Genomic DNA, 12,366 nt, shown 5'->3' with positions numbered 1-12,366 from the left:
CGCCGCACCGCGCGAATCACAGCGCCCAAAGCAAAACACCCCGCCGTTCGGCGGGGTGTCGTTCAATCTGCAAGCCATGCAAAAACAGCGCGACGCTGTTACTTCTTCTGCACCAGACCGCCGTCCAGCGATTCGATGTAGGCCGCGATGTCTTTCATATCGCTTGGCGACAGGCTTTGCACCTGCGCCTGCATGATCGCGTTATTGCGACCGAGGTGCGGGTTGCCGTTGCCCATCTGGTACTGGCGCAACGCCCAGAAGACGTAGTCGGAATGCTGACCTGCGAGCTTCGGATACTCCGGGCTCACCGGATTGTTCAGGTTGACGCCGTGACAAGCCGCGCAGTTGTGGGTGCCGGCCAGCACCTTGCCGTTGCCGGCGTCAGCGGCGTGCGCGACGTTCGCTGCAACCAGACCGATGACTGCCGCCGACGCGCATGCAGCCTTGAACACCGTGTGGAGTGCCTGTTGGGGCTTATTCATGAATTCTCCTATCCCGCGAATATATATAGCCGAGTGACCGGACGGATGACCGCAGCCGATCACTTGTCGGGATTGCTCTTCGAAGAGGAATTTTGCGCCGCGTAGTAGGCAGCGATGTCGGCGATGTCCTGATCCGACAGCGACGTGGTGATCGCGCGCATCGTTTCGAAATGGCGGTCGCCCTTCTTGTAGGCGTGCATGGCGTTCTCGAGGTACGCCTGATTCTGGCCGCCGAGCATCGGCACGCGGTAGACCTCAGGGTAAGCCGTGCGGTATTCAGGGATGCCGTGGCAGCCAATACACATCGCGACCTTGCCTTGGCCCGCCTTCGCGTTGCCGACGACATCCGCTGCCTGCGCACTGGCCGTATAGCCCGCGAGCACCGACAGCGCTGCGATCACGACGTGTTTGCCGACGAATTTATTCATAGCATGTAACCTGGCTTGAGGGGAAACGGGCGCCCGAAAAGGCAACGGCCCGCGCCGTTATTCTTATAGGGTAGCCACGCAGGCCAAAAAAATCGGGCTAATTGTACCGCGACGCCGCGCCGAACGTCCACCGCGCGGGGCCAGCGGCGCATCCGGCCGCCGCAAAGCCACGGCGAGCGCCATTATTGCTCCGCCGCGCCTGTTCCGCATGGCTTTGTGCCGAGCGCCGCGATCCGGCCGGTCTTGCCCGGCGTGCCCGCCCACCGGGCACGCCAGGCATGTACGGGCCGCTCGCGAGCCCCGGGAATGGTACTCGCTTCGGCATCCGACACCGCGGGTGAAACCATACGCGAGCCTGTTTCAGCGCAACAGGCCTTCTGACTTATACTGGGTTTTTTCCCAAAAAAGAGCATCTCGCCATGCGTTTTGAAGGCTCATCGCAGTACGTCGCCACCGACGACCTCAAGCTCGCGGTCAACGCCGCGATGACGCTGAAGCGCCCCTTGCTGATCAAGGGCGAACCCGGCACTGGCAAAACGATGCTCGCCGAAGAGGTCGCCGCCGCGCTCGGCATGCCGCTGCTGCAATGGCATATCAAGTCCACCACCAAGGCCCAGCAGGGCCTGTACGAGTACGATGCGGTGTCGCGCCTGCGCGATTCGCAACTCGGCGACGAGCGCGTCAAGGACATCCGCAACTACATCGTCAAGGGCGTGTTGTGGCAAGCGTTCGAGTCGGACGAGCAAACGGTGCTTCTGATCGACGAGATCGACAAGGCCGACATCGAATTTCCGAACGATCTGCTGCGCGAACTCGACCGCATGGAGTTCTACGTGTACGAGACCCACGAGCTGATCCGCGCGAAACAGCGCCCGCTCGTGATCATCACGTCGAACAACGAGAAGGAGCTGCCCGACGCGTTCTTGCGCCGCTGCTTTTTCCACTACATCAAATTCCCCGATCCGGTGACGATGCAGCAGATCGTCGAGGTGCACTATCCGGGCATCAAGAAGGAACTGCTCGCCGCGGCCATGCAGAGCTTCTTCGAATTGCGCAACGTCGCCGGTCTGAAGAAGAAGCCGTCCACGTCGGAACTGCTCGACTGGCTGAAGCTGCTGCTCGCCGAAGATATTCCGCCCGAAGCGCTACGCTCGTCCGACCAGAAGCAGATCATCCCGCCGCTGCACGGCGCGCTCCTGAAGAACGAACAGGACGTGAGCCTGTTCGAGCGGTTGATTTTCATGAACCGCAACAATCGTTAACACCCCGGCTGACGGCCCGCGTGAATCCCGGCGCAAGCCGGATTAGCCGCATTGAAGGCAGCCGGGCCGGAAACCGGATCGACCCGTCGTTGGCGAGTTCGCAACGCCCGAAAGCGGCCGCCGCAGAGGAAACAGCATGCTGATCGATTTTTTTTATTCGCTGCGCGCCGCCAAACTGCCGGTGTCGGTGAAGGAATACCTGACGCTGCTCGAGGCGCTGAAAGCCAATGTGATCGCGCCGTCGCTCGACGATTTCTACTATCTCGCGCGCATCACGCTGGTCAAGGACGAGCAGTATTTCGACAAGTTCGACCAGGCGTTCGGCGCGTATTTCAACGGCGTCGCGAAGGCCTCGGAGCTCGCTTTCGATGTCCCGCTCGACTGGCTGAAGAAGAAACTGCAACGCGATCTGTCGCCGGAAGAAAAAGCGCAGATCGAGGCGATGGGCGGCCTCGACAAGCTGATGGAGCGCCTGAAGGAACTGTTCGACGAACAGAAGGAGCGCCACGAAGGCGGCAACAAATGGATCGGCACGGGCGGCACCTCGCCGTTCGGCAACGGCGGCTATAACCCCGAGGGCGTACGCATCGGCGGCGACGCGGCGGGCAATCGCACGGCGGTGAAGGTGTGGGAAGCGCGCGCCTATCGCGACTACGACGACCAGGTCGAAATCGGCACCCGCAACATCAAGGTCGCGCTGCGCCGCCTGCGTCGTTTCGCCCGCGAGGGCGCCGCCGAAGAGCTCGATCTGCCCGACACGATCCGCAGCACAGCCGCGAATGCCGGCTGGCTCGACCTGAAGATGGTGCCGGAGCGGCACAACAAGGTCAAAGTGCTGATGCTGCTCGACGTGGGCGGCTCGATGGACGATCACATCAAACGCACCGAAGAGCTCTTTTCCGCCGCCAAGGCCGAGTTCAAGCATCTCGAGTTCTACTACTTCCACAACTGTGTGTACGACTTCCTGTGGAAGAACAATCGGCGCCGTCACGCCGAGCGCATGCCGACGTGGGACCTGCTGCACAAGTTCACGCCGGATTACAAGCTGATCTTCGTCGGCGACGCGACGATGAGCCCCTATGAAGTGCTGCAACCGGGCGGCTCGGTCGAATACAACAACGCCGAAGCCGGCGCCGTGTGGCTGCGCCGCCTCGCCGATCATTTCCCGCACTATGCGTGGCTCAATCCGGAGCCGGAAGGTTTGTGGGCGTACCGGCAGTCGGTCAGCGCGATCCGGGAAGTGCTCGGCCACCGCATGTATCCGCTCACCCTCGCCGGACTCGAAACGGCGATGCGCATGCTGAGCAAATAATCAGATCGCGTTTTCACTCCCGTTTTCACACCAACTATAAGAAAGCTGCTGCATGAATCCGTCTTCCTCGCCCGATTTGTCCCCTGCCGACGCACCCGCCGGGCGGCTCAGACCGTTTGCCGATACATCGTTGTCCGCCCTCGTCGCCGGCTTCGTCGCGATGATGACGGGCTATACCAGCTCGCTCGTGCTGATGTTCCAGGCCGGTCAGGCCGCGCATCTCACGGATGCGCAGATTTCCTCCTGGATCTGGGCGCTGTCGATCGGCATGGCCCTCTGCACGATCGGCCTCTCGCTACGCTTTCGCGCGCCGATCGTGATTGCATGGTCGACGCCCGGCGCGGCACTTCTGGTGTCGTCGCTGCCGCATGTGGCCTACCCTGAGGCGATCGGCGCGTTCATCGTCTGCGCGGTGTTGCTGACCGTGGTCGGTCTGACCGGCTGGTTCGATACGCTGATGAAGAAAATCCCGGCCGGCATCGCCTCCGCTTTGCTGGCGGGCATTCTGTTCGAGATCGGTATCGAGATCTTCCGCGCCGCGCAATTCCAGACCGCGCTCGTGCTGACGATGTTCTTCACCTATCTGATCGTCAAACGCCTCGCGCCGCGTTATGCGATCGTGACGACGCTGATCGTCGGCACGGCCGCCGCCGGTGTGCTCGGGCTGCTCGACTTCAGCCGCTTTCATGTCGCGCTCGCGCATCCGGTGTTCACGATGCCGGCGTTTTCGGTCGCGGCGAGCATTAGCATCGGCATTCCGCTTTTTGTCGTCGCGATGGCCTCGCAGAACGTGCCGGGCATCGCTGTGCTGCGCGCGGACGGCTACACCACGCCTTCCGCACCGCTGATTTCGACGACCGGTATCGCCTCGCTGCTGCTCGCGCCGTTCGGCTCACACGGCATTAATCTTGCGGCGATTACGGCGGCGATCTGTACCGGCCCCGAGGCGCACGAAAACCGCGACAAGCGTTACACCGCAGCGGTCTGGTGCGGCATTTTCTATCTGATCGCCGGGATTTTCGGCGCGACCATCGCCGCGCTGTTCGCTGCGTTGCCGAAGGCGCTGGTAGTCTCCGTCGCGGCGCTGGCGCTGTTCGGCTCGATCATGAGCGGCCTCGCCAACGCGATGCAGGACATGAAGCAGCGCGAGGCGGCACTGGTGACGTTCATGGTGACGGCCTCGGGCCTGACGCTATTGTCGATCGGCTCGGCGTTCTGGGGACTGGTGGCGGGTGTGCTGACGCAACTGGTGCTGAACGCCCGGCGCGCCTGAATCCGCCATAGAATAGAAGCATCCGGCAGCGCTTTCCGTCAGAATTCCCCGGCAACATGACGGGCAAACGCTGCAGCGTGACCCGCGGCCACCGGCACTGTTTTGTTTTTTTTGTCCGGTGGCGACCTCATTTCTCCTGAACCACGGCGCACGCGCGCCATGAAGGCTCGAACATGACAACCGCACTCGATCAACTCAAGCAATACACCACCGTCGTGGCCGATACCGGCGACTTCCAGCAGCTTGCCCAGTACAAGCCGCAGGACGCGACCACCAATCCGTCGCTGATTCTGAAGGCCGTCCAGAAAGACGACTACAAGCCGCTGCTCGAAAAGACCGTGAAAGCCCACGCGTCGAAGCCCGTTGGTGCGATCATCGACCAGTTGCTGATCGCCTTCGGCACCGAAATTCTCAAGATCATCCCGGGTCGCGTGTCGACCGAAGTGGATGCGCGCCTGTCGTTCGACACCGAAGCGTCGATCGCCAAGGGCCGCGAGCTGATCGCCCTGTACAAAGATCACGGCATCGGCCGGGAACGTGTGCTGATCAAGCTGGCCTCCACGTGGGAAGGCGTCCGCGCGGCCGAAGTGCTGCAAAAGGAAGGCATCCACTGCAACATGACGCTGCTGTTCTCGCTCGCGCAGGCCGCCGCCTGTGCCGAAGCGGGTGCGCAACTGATCTCGCCGTTCGTCGGCCGCATCTACGACTGGTACAAGAAGAACGCCGGCAGCGCCTGGGACGAAGTGAAAGACGGCGGCGCCAACGATCCTGGCGTCAAATCGGTGCGCCGCATTTACGCGTACTACAAGAAGTTCGGCTACAAGACCGAGGTGATGGGCGCGAGCTTCCGCACCCCGGGTCAGATTCTGGAACTGGCCGGCTGCGATCTGCTGACCATCAGCCCGGACCTGCTGCAAAAGCTGCAGGAGAGCACCGAAACGGTCGAGCGCAAGTTGTCGCCCGACCTCGCCTCGGGTGCGGACATCGAACGCGTGCCGGTCGACGAATCGTCGTTCCGTTTCCTCGTCAACGACGAAGCCATGGCCACCGAAAAGCTCGCTGAAGGCATCCGCGCGTTCGCGGCAGACGCCGTCAAGCTGGAAAAACTGATCGAAGCGCTGCGTTAAGTTTCGCCTTCGCCGCTGAAATACGCGGTCGCACGTGGGCACACGCATGTGCCCCATGTGCCCACGCATGTGCCCAACTACGCGGCCCTGAGCCTTCCGGTTCAGGGCCGCGCGCCGTTTACGGCCGCACGTCCGATGCGACCCCGCGCCGCGGCCCCTTGCATCATAAAGTCACAATTGCTGCCCCACCGGACGACTACAATCTTCTGCACGCCTGTTCCCTCGCCGCCATGTGTCGATGGAGCGCGGCGCCGCAAATCCTATTCCAGGAGACGACCATGTACGTTCAGCCTTATGTATTTTTCAACGGCCGCTGTGAAGAAGCCCTGAAGTATTACGGCGAGAATCTCGGCGCCGAAGTGTTGCTCATGATGCGCTACAAGGACGCGCCGCCGGACCCGCAGAATTCGCCGCGCCCTGGTCTGGAAGAAAAGATCATGCACGCCACAGTCAAGATCGGCTCGACCAACTGGATGGCTTCTGACGGCCACTGCGACCCCCAGGCCACGTTCAGCGGCTTCAGCCTCTCGCTGACGGCCGACGACGCCGCATCGGCAGAAAAGTATTTCAATGCGCTCGCCGATGGCGGACAGGTCATGATGCCGTTTCAGGCCACCTTCTGGAGCAAAGGCTTCGGCATGGTGACGGACCGCTTCGGTCTCGCCTGGATGGTGACGGTGCCGGAAGAGTAAGCCCGGCATCCGTAGCCGGTCCGGTTGCCGCAGTCGGGGCAGCGGCAGCGGCTGGCTGGCCGGCCAGCCGGAAATGATCGCGCCGCACTGAGCGTTCCGCTCTAAGCCTTCAGCAAAGTGCGCGAATGCCGCTCGATGTTCCAGTTCGGCTCGGTCTCCAGCAGTAAGGCACGCAACCGGTCCACCTGTTCAGCAAGCCGCTGCCCGAGCCAATACGGTCCTTGCAAGTCGGGCGGCAATTCAAGCGCTACGTCGCGATGCGGCTCTGCAAGCGGCAACGCGGCCGGAATGCGGACGTGCGTCGCGCGGCCAAAGCGCAGGCCGCGCGCCATCGCCAGCAGAATGCCGCGCACGGCGCGCACCTCGGCGCCGCACTGCCGCGCATACGCCTCGCGCGCCGCGGTGTCGGCGCGCACTAGCGGACCGGTCGCGAGCAATTCCAGCGAACTGAGCACCGATCGATGCAGCCGCTGGATCTCTTCGAGCCTGGACTGCGGCACATCGATCTCCTTCGCCACCGAAGGCATCAACGAGCGCAACTGAATCAGCCGCTTGTTGATCGCGAGAAAGCGTTTGACCTGCTCTTCCTCGCTGATCGTCTCCCCGTCCAGCAAACGGGTGTAGATCTGCGCGCAGGCGCGCAGATTGGCGGCGAGCCCGTAGCGCCATGAATAGGTCGCGTGCAGCGGCAAAGCGAACGAAAACGCCAGCGCGATCACGATGCCGATCAGCACATTCAGCGTGCGCCACAGGCCGACGTCGATCTGATTGTCGCCATGGCCCGCGACGATACACATCGTGATCGCCGTCAGCAGGCCGATATACCCCGACGAACCGATAGCGAACCAGGCGCAGATTGCCGCGACGATCGACATCAGGATATAGGTGAGCGGCAGCGAGCCAAACAGATTCTGCTGCAGGATCAGCAGGAGCCCGATCGTCGCACCAAGCAGCGTCCCCGCCGCCCGGTCGGCGGCCTTCTTGCGGATATTGCCGTGATGCTGCAAGCCGCCGATCACCACCAGCAAGGTCACCGACGACCAGATGCCGTGAGGAATGTTGATACCGGTGGTCGCGAGAATCGACACCAGCATCGCGACGCCGACGCGCAGGCTATGCAGCATCTTCGCGTGGCGATAGCGGTAGTACGGCGACGTGATCGTGCGCACCATGCGGCTAACGACCGAGCGGCGGGCGATCACGTGGGGGGAATCGGCAGAAGCCATGGCTCGCGCGATGGGCGCTTTTGAGGACAGTTCCGCTATCGTGCCCTGGAGTGCCCCGGAAAGACAAACGCCCGCAAACTTTTGTCTGCGGGCGTTGCTTTTTCAGGCAGAACGGAACGGCTGACTTAGCCTTCGACTACATCCAGATAGTCTTCCGGACGGGTCCGGTCCTCGGCGCGCTTCATGCCGAATATCCGCACAAGAAGGCTCACCACCACCGCAACCACCAGGTTGACGATCAGCGACCACACCGCCGCATAGCCGGGGATCGCCATGCCGAACAGATGGATCGTGAAGATCGAACCCGCCAGCTTCAGCGAAATCGCCATCCACGTACCGGTTGCGATGCCGACCGCCCAGCCGATCAGGAGACCGCGGTAATCGAGCATACGCGTGTAGAGACCCAGCACAATGGCCGGCAGCGTCTGGATGATCCAGATACCACCCAGCAGTTGTAGCTGAATCGCGTACGTGAGCGGCAAACCGAGAATGAACGCGACCGCGCCGACCTTGACGATCAGCGACACCAGCTTCGCAACGTTGGTCTCCTGCTCATTCGACATATTGCGGTTCACGAACTCCTTGTGGATGTTGCGCGTGTACAGGTTCGCTGCCGCAATCGACATGATCGCCGCCGGCACCAGCGCGCCGATACCGATGGCCGCGAAGGCCACGCCGACGAACCACGACGGGAAGAAGTGCAGGAACAGCGCCGGCACGGCGAAGTTCGGGCCGAACGCCTTGAAGTACGGCGCGAATTCCGGCATGTCCTTCACGCCCGAGGCCAGAGCCATGAAGCCGAGCAGCGCGAGCAGGCCGAGCACCAGCGAGTAAGCCGGCAGCATCGCCATGTTGCGGCGGATCGTGTTACCCGACTTCGACGACAGCACCGCGGTAATCGAGTGCGGGTACAGGAACAGTGCGAGCGCCGAGCCGACCGCAAGCGTTGCGTACGCGCTGTAGCCGTTCAGGCTCGACACGTCCGGCGCTTTGAGCAGCAGCTTGGCCGGCGGCACCATGCTGAAGATATGCCCGAAGCCACCCAGTTGCGGCGGAATCACGATAATCGCGGCAAAGATCACGACATAGATCAGCACGTCCTTGACGACCGCGATCATGGCCGGCGCGCGCAGGCCCGACGTGTACGTGTACGCCGCCAGGATCGCGAACGCGATGATCAGCGGCAGATCGCCAACGAAGCCCTTGGTGTCGAATCCCAACGCGCCGATCACCACTTCGATACCGACCAGTTGCAGCGCGATGTACGGCATCGTCGCGACAATACCGGTCACGGCAATCGCCAGCGCCAGCATGCGGCTGCCATAGCGAGCCGAGACGAAGTCGGCCGAAGTCACGTAGCCTTGACGTTTGGCGATGCTCCACAGTTTCGGGAACACCACGAACGCGAACGGATAGATCAGGATCGTGTACGGCAGCGCGAAGAAGCCGGTTGCGCCCGCACCGAACACCAGCGCCGGCACGGCGATGAACGTGTAGGCGGTGTACAGGTCGCCGCCCAGCAGGAACCACGTGACGACAGTGCCGAAGCGCCGGCCGCCGAGGCCCCACTCTTCCAGATGGGCCAGGTCGCCCTTGCGCCAGTGGGCCGCGATAAAGCCAAGAATGGTGACGCCGATGAAAAACAGGACGAAGACGAAAGTTGCGGTGGCGTTCATTATTGTGCGCCCCCCTTCGAGCTGCCCGGGTTGCCCGATGCGCGGGTCTTGGTCTTGAAGTACACGAGCGCCGTGATGATCGCGCTGATCAGCACCCAGAGGAGCTGATACCAGTAGAAGAACGGAAAATCGAACAGCTGCGGTTCGACCTTGTTATATGACGGCACCCAGATCATTGCGATCCAGGGCAACAGCAGCAACCAGAGCCAGTGCTTGCTGGCTTTGTTCGCGTCGGCGTCGTGAGCCATGACGTCTCCTCTTCCCTATTATTGAAATGTTGGCCCGTGTTTTGACGGGTGGTGGATCCTTCGTCGCAGGTAGGCCACGGGGTCCCCGAAAGCTTCGAAAGAGTATAGGAGCGTTTACCGTCCGGTCAAGCAGGGACGACCCGAGGCGCAACAGCGGCCTGGAGCCTCGTGGGACGGGGCTTTGACGCGGATGGGATACGGCTTGAGCGCATGGCTGGACGCTCGGAACGGCAGCGGGCATGAGGCCAGGTGGCCTATGCCGGGCTCGCGCGCGCCCCCCTCGGCGGAACGCGGGCGGGCTGCGCGATGCGCGATAGGTTGCGGCATTGACGACCGTCGCGTGGGCGCAACGGCGGCGGCGTGTTCAGGCTTGCCGCATGCCGCAGCCGAGCCGGCTTGCCCGGCCCGACTGCTTCACTCGTCAGATCGAGAACGAGCCGCCGTTCTGTCCGGTTGATTCCTGCAACCCCTTGATCCACTTGCGCGCCGGCAAGCCGAGTTCCGCTTCGATCAGCTTCGCGCGCGCTTGCAGCGCTGTGAACGGCACATCGAGCGCCGGCCCCGAGAACGCGATTGCAATGCGGTTGCCGTCATGCACTTCGGGCAGCGCGACTACGCGGCCGTCGAACGCTTCGTTCAGACGCTTCATGTTGCGCACGAAGCTCGGATGGTCACCGAACAGGTTGATCGTGACCACGCCCGCGTCGGTCAGACACGCGCGCACCGCACGGTAAAAACCGACGCTGTCGAGCACCGGGCCACGCGCGGTGGCATCGTAGACGTCGATCTGCAGCGCGCCGATCGAGCCATGGTTGACGCGGTCGTTGACGAAGTCCCAGGCGTCCATTTCGTGCACGGTCAGACGCGCGTCGTCGTGCGGCAGTTCGAACATCGTGCGCGCGGCCACGACCACGGCCGGGTTCACTTCGACCGCGTCGACTTTCGCGCGCTTCAGGAAGCGGTGTGCAAACTTGGTCAGCGCGGCAGCGCCGAGACCGAGCTGGACGATGCGCTTAGGGGTTTCGATGAACAGCAGCCAGGCCATCATCTGCTGCGCGTATTCGAGTTCGATGTGATCCGGCTTGCGCAGACGCATTGCGCCTTGCACCCATTCCGTGCCGAAGTGCAGGAAGCGCACGCCGCCCTCTTCCGAGAACGTGACCGGTGCGAAACGCGGTTTGCGCGGCGCTTCGATTTGCGGCGCGTCATGCAGGTCGTCGTCGTGCAGCGCGCGCTTTTTATTGCGCACTACTTTCTGTTTGTTCGGCGTGTGGTCGCCGCCATCAGCGTTTTTGTTGCGGAAAGCACGTGCTTCAGCCGAGGCGCGCTTGATCAATTTCGTCATGTAAGGATGTCGCGCCAGAGACGCAATTTTTGGTCGAACGAGAGCATAGCATTCGCCGGACTCGACGAAGGCAATACGAGGGTGGCGTAGCCGGCTTCACCGATCACCGGCGCAAAGCGGCCCGCCGTCTTGCCGTTGAAGCAGACTTTGGCAAGCTTCGGCGCGTGGGCACGCAACGAAGCGAAATCGTTGGGACTGGCGTTGCGGATCGCGGCGTCGAGACTGCCCTCGCGCTCGCAGGCGGCGAGCACGTCCCACACGCCGATGCCGTGCGATAGCAAGCGCGTTAGACGCTCTTCATAAGAGAGTTCGGGAAGCGGTTCGTCGAGCACCGTGCCGAGCAAACGCCAGAATTGATTGCGCGGATGCGCGTAATACTGCGTCGCCACAAGCGACGCCTCGCCCGGAAAGCTGCCGAGAACCAGCGTATGCGTATCCGCCGCGACAACAGGAGGAAAGCCGCGCAGCATCAGCGTTTCACCTGACTGTCTGATGCCGGCGCATGCCCGGATTCACGCGACGCCCGCCCGGGAATGTGTTCCTGCTCGGCGCGCGACGCACCATGAGCACGCGACGCCGTATGTTCGAGCGGCCGGCCATGCTCCCGCCCATGAGGACGCTGCGGCGCGTGCGCGAATGCCGGGGGCGCGGACGGTGCGGAGGGTGTACTTGCCGAAGACGCGAGATGCACCCATAGCGCGGGCAACATGCATTCAGTCACCATTAGCGGCGCACCGTGACGCTCGAACACCGAGCGGCGAGCAACCAGCGCGTGCGGTGGCCTGCTATCGATTTCACGCAGCGCCAGCCGGTACAGCGGATGACGGGCGGTCAGCGTGCGACTCACCAGCGACGAACGCGCGACGCTGCTATCGCTGTAAAGCAACTCGGCGAGCGGCCGGGTGCGCAGCCGGCGCGTGGCCTGCCATACACCGACGCTCGCCGCGAGCGGCGCGACACTGTGCGCCGCGACAAACGGCACGCCGTCAACCGACAACACCACTTCCCGAACCCACACCGGCGCACGCGGCACGAGCCCGAGCGCGGCGTACTCGTCGGCCCATGGCAGCGCGACGGCTTCGCGCGTCACGCGCACCGCGACTTCGCCGAGCGCGCGCAAATGCGCGGTCAGCGATCCGCCGCGGGTCAACCAGTCTTTCTGGGCGGCGCTAAAGCCGGGCAAGGGCGCGACGCGCCAGTGGGCGTCAGCGGCATCGAAACGGATAGGCATGGTGTCGGATTATAACGGCGACGCCGTCAGAGGATTGCCGCCCCCTTACTCGCCTGCCTTCAGG

13 protein-coding genes are annotated in these 12,366 nt (G+C 63.0%); 5 read left to right on the top strand and 8 right to left on the bottom strand.

The window, feature by feature from the left end; genetic code table 11:
* Window positions 1-98: 98 nt before the first annotated feature.
* Together KHO23_RS03700 and KHO23_RS03695 are read right to left on the bottom strand one after the other, a co-directional pair.
* Window positions 99-482: a c-type cytochrome gene (locus KHO23_RS03700; RefSeq protein ID WP_211609669.1), complete on the bottom strand. Its 384-nt coding sequence runs from the start codon at window positions 480-482 to the stop codon at window positions 99-101.
* 59 nt (window positions 483-541) lie between these two features.
* A complete protein-coding gene (locus KHO23_RS03695) occupies window positions 542-910 on the bottom strand; it encodes a c-type cytochrome (protein ID WP_211609668.1) in 369 nt (122 codons plus the stop codon).
* A 419-nt stretch (window positions 911-1,329) separates the two neighbouring features.
* On the opposite strand from KHO23_RS03695, the gene KHO23_RS03690 reads away from it, so the two are divergent.
* From KHO23_RS03690 to KHO23_RS03670, 5 genes are all read left to right on the top strand, one after another.
* Entirely contained in the window at window positions 1,330-2,172 is an 843-nt protein-coding gene (locus tag KHO23_RS03690; RefSeq protein ID WP_012432267.1) for an AAA family ATPase, read from the top strand.
* Window positions 2,173-2,308: 136 nt separating this feature from the next.
* Window positions 2,309-3,484: a vWA domain-containing protein gene (locus tag KHO23_RS03685; protein WP_211609667.1), complete on the top strand. Its 1,176-nt coding sequence runs from the start codon at window positions 2,309-2,311 to the stop codon at window positions 3,482-3,484.
* Between the two features lie 52 nt (window positions 3,485-3,536).
* The gene (locus KHO23_RS03680) at window positions 3,537-4,757 is read left to right on the top strand and encodes a benzoate/H(+) symporter BenE family transporter (RefSeq protein ID WP_211609666.1); all 1,221 of its coding nucleotides are present in this window, start codon (window positions 3,537-3,539) and stop codon (window positions 4,755-4,757) included.
* Window positions 4,758-4,930: 173 nt separating this feature from the next.
* Window positions 4,931-5,884, top strand: a complete 954-nt coding sequence (gene tal / locus KHO23_RS03675; RefSeq protein WP_211609665.1) for a transaldolase — start codon at window positions 4,931-4,933, stop codon at window positions 5,882-5,884.
* A gap of 278 nt (window positions 5,885-6,162) precedes the next feature.
* Window positions 6,163-6,576 (top strand): VOC family protein, encoded by a 414-nt coding sequence (locus KHO23_RS03670; protein ID WP_211609664.1) that lies wholly within the window; start codon window positions 6,163-6,165, stop codon window positions 6,574-6,576.
* A gap of 101 nt (window positions 6,577-6,677) precedes the next feature.
* Here the strand turns inward: KHO23_RS03670 and KHO23_RS03665 are convergent, their stop codons facing one another.
* The 6 genes from KHO23_RS03665 to KHO23_RS03640 form a co-directional block, all read right to left on the bottom strand.
* Window positions 6,678-7,802 carry an FUSC family protein gene (locus KHO23_RS03665; protein ID WP_211609663.1) on the bottom strand — a complete coding sequence of 375 codons (1,125 nt, stop codon included), beginning with the start codon at window positions 7,800-7,802 and terminating at the stop codon, window positions 6,678-6,680.
* A 125-nt stretch (window positions 7,803-7,927) separates the two neighbouring features.
* Entirely contained in the window at window positions 7,928-9,478 is a 1,551-nt protein-coding gene (gene mctP, locus KHO23_RS03660) for a monocarboxylate uptake permease MctP (RefSeq protein ID WP_211609662.1), read from the bottom strand.
* Window positions 9,478-9,726, bottom strand: a complete 249-nt coding sequence (locus KHO23_RS03655) for a DUF3311 domain-containing protein (protein WP_211609661.1) — start codon at window positions 9,724-9,726, stop codon at window positions 9,478-9,480. The genes mctP and KHO23_RS03655 overlap by 1 nt, the downstream gene beginning before the upstream one ends.
* Window positions 9,727-10,147: 421 nt before the next feature.
* On the bottom strand, window positions 10,148-11,071 hold the full coding sequence (locus KHO23_RS03650) for a class I SAM-dependent methyltransferase (RefSeq protein ID WP_211609660.1): 924 nt from the start codon (window positions 11,069-11,071) through the stop codon (window positions 10,148-10,150).
* A complete protein-coding gene (locus KHO23_RS03645; protein ID WP_211609659.1) occupies window positions 11,068-11,541 on the bottom strand; it encodes a DNA-deoxyinosine glycosylase in 474 nt (157 codons plus the stop codon). Before KHO23_RS03645 ends, KHO23_RS03650 begins: the two co-directional genes overlap by 4 nt.
* The gene (locus KHO23_RS03640; RefSeq protein ID WP_211609658.1) at window positions 11,541-12,302 is read right to left on the bottom strand and encodes a chorismate--pyruvate lyase family protein; all 762 of its coding nucleotides are present in this window, start codon (window positions 12,300-12,302) and stop codon (window positions 11,541-11,543) included. The genes KHO23_RS03645 and KHO23_RS03640 overlap by 1 nt, the downstream gene beginning before the upstream one ends.
* Window positions 12,303-12,366: the final 64 nt, after the last annotated feature.

Source organism: Paraburkholderia haematera, from assembly GCF_905220975.1.
Lineage (GTDB): Bacteria > Pseudomonadota > Gammaproteobacteria > Burkholderiales > Burkholderiaceae > Paraburkholderia > Paraburkholderia haematera.
The sequence above is the reverse complement of the archived record's forward strand: the minus strand, read 5'-3'. Positions and strand labels throughout refer to the sequence as shown.

Coding starts and splice junctions, on each gene's coding strand:
- KHO23_RS03700 (WP_211609669.1), bottom strand. CDS start 482: ATGAATAAGCCCCAACAGGCACTCCACACGGTGTTCAAGGCTGCATGC.
- KHO23_RS03695 (WP_211609668.1), bottom strand. CDS start 910: ATGAATAAATTCGTCGGCAAACACGTCGTGATCGCAGCGCTGTCGGTG.
- KHO23_RS03690 (WP_012432267.1), top strand. CDS start 1,330: ATGCGTTTTGAAGGCTCATCGCAGTACGTCGCCACCGACGACCTCAAG.
- KHO23_RS03685 (WP_211609667.1), top strand. CDS start 2,309: ATGCTGATCGATTTTTTTTATTCGCTGCGCGCCGCCAAACTGCCGGTG.
- KHO23_RS03680 (WP_211609666.1), top strand. CDS start 3,537: ATGAATCCGTCTTCCTCGCCCGATTTGTCCCCTGCCGACGCACCCGCC.
- tal (WP_211609665.1), top strand. CDS start 4,931: ATGACAACCGCACTCGATCAACTCAAGCAATACACCACCGTCGTGGCC.
- KHO23_RS03670 (WP_211609664.1), top strand. CDS start 6,163: ATGTACGTTCAGCCTTATGTATTTTTCAACGGCCGCTGTGAAGAAGCC.
- KHO23_RS03665 (WP_211609663.1), bottom strand. CDS start 7,802: ATGGCTTCTGCCGATTCCCCCCACGTGATCGCCCGCCGCTCGGTCGTT.
- mctP (WP_211609662.1), bottom strand. CDS start 9,478: ATGAACGCCACCGCAACTTTCGTCTTCGTCCTGTTTTTCATCGGCGTC.
- KHO23_RS03655 (WP_211609661.1), bottom strand. CDS start 9,726: ATGGCTCACGACGCCGACGCGAACAAAGCCAGCAAGCACTGGCTCTGG.
- KHO23_RS03650 (WP_211609660.1), bottom strand. CDS start 11,071: ATGACGAAATTGATCAAGCGCGCCTCGGCTGAAGCACGTGCTTTCCGC.
- KHO23_RS03645 (WP_211609659.1), bottom strand. CDS start 11,541: ATGCTGCGCGGCTTTCCTCCTGTTGTCGCGGCGGATACGCATACGCTG.
- KHO23_RS03640 (WP_211609658.1), bottom strand. CDS start 12,302: ATGCCTATCCGTTTCGATGCCGCTGACGCCCACTGGCGCGTCGCGCCC.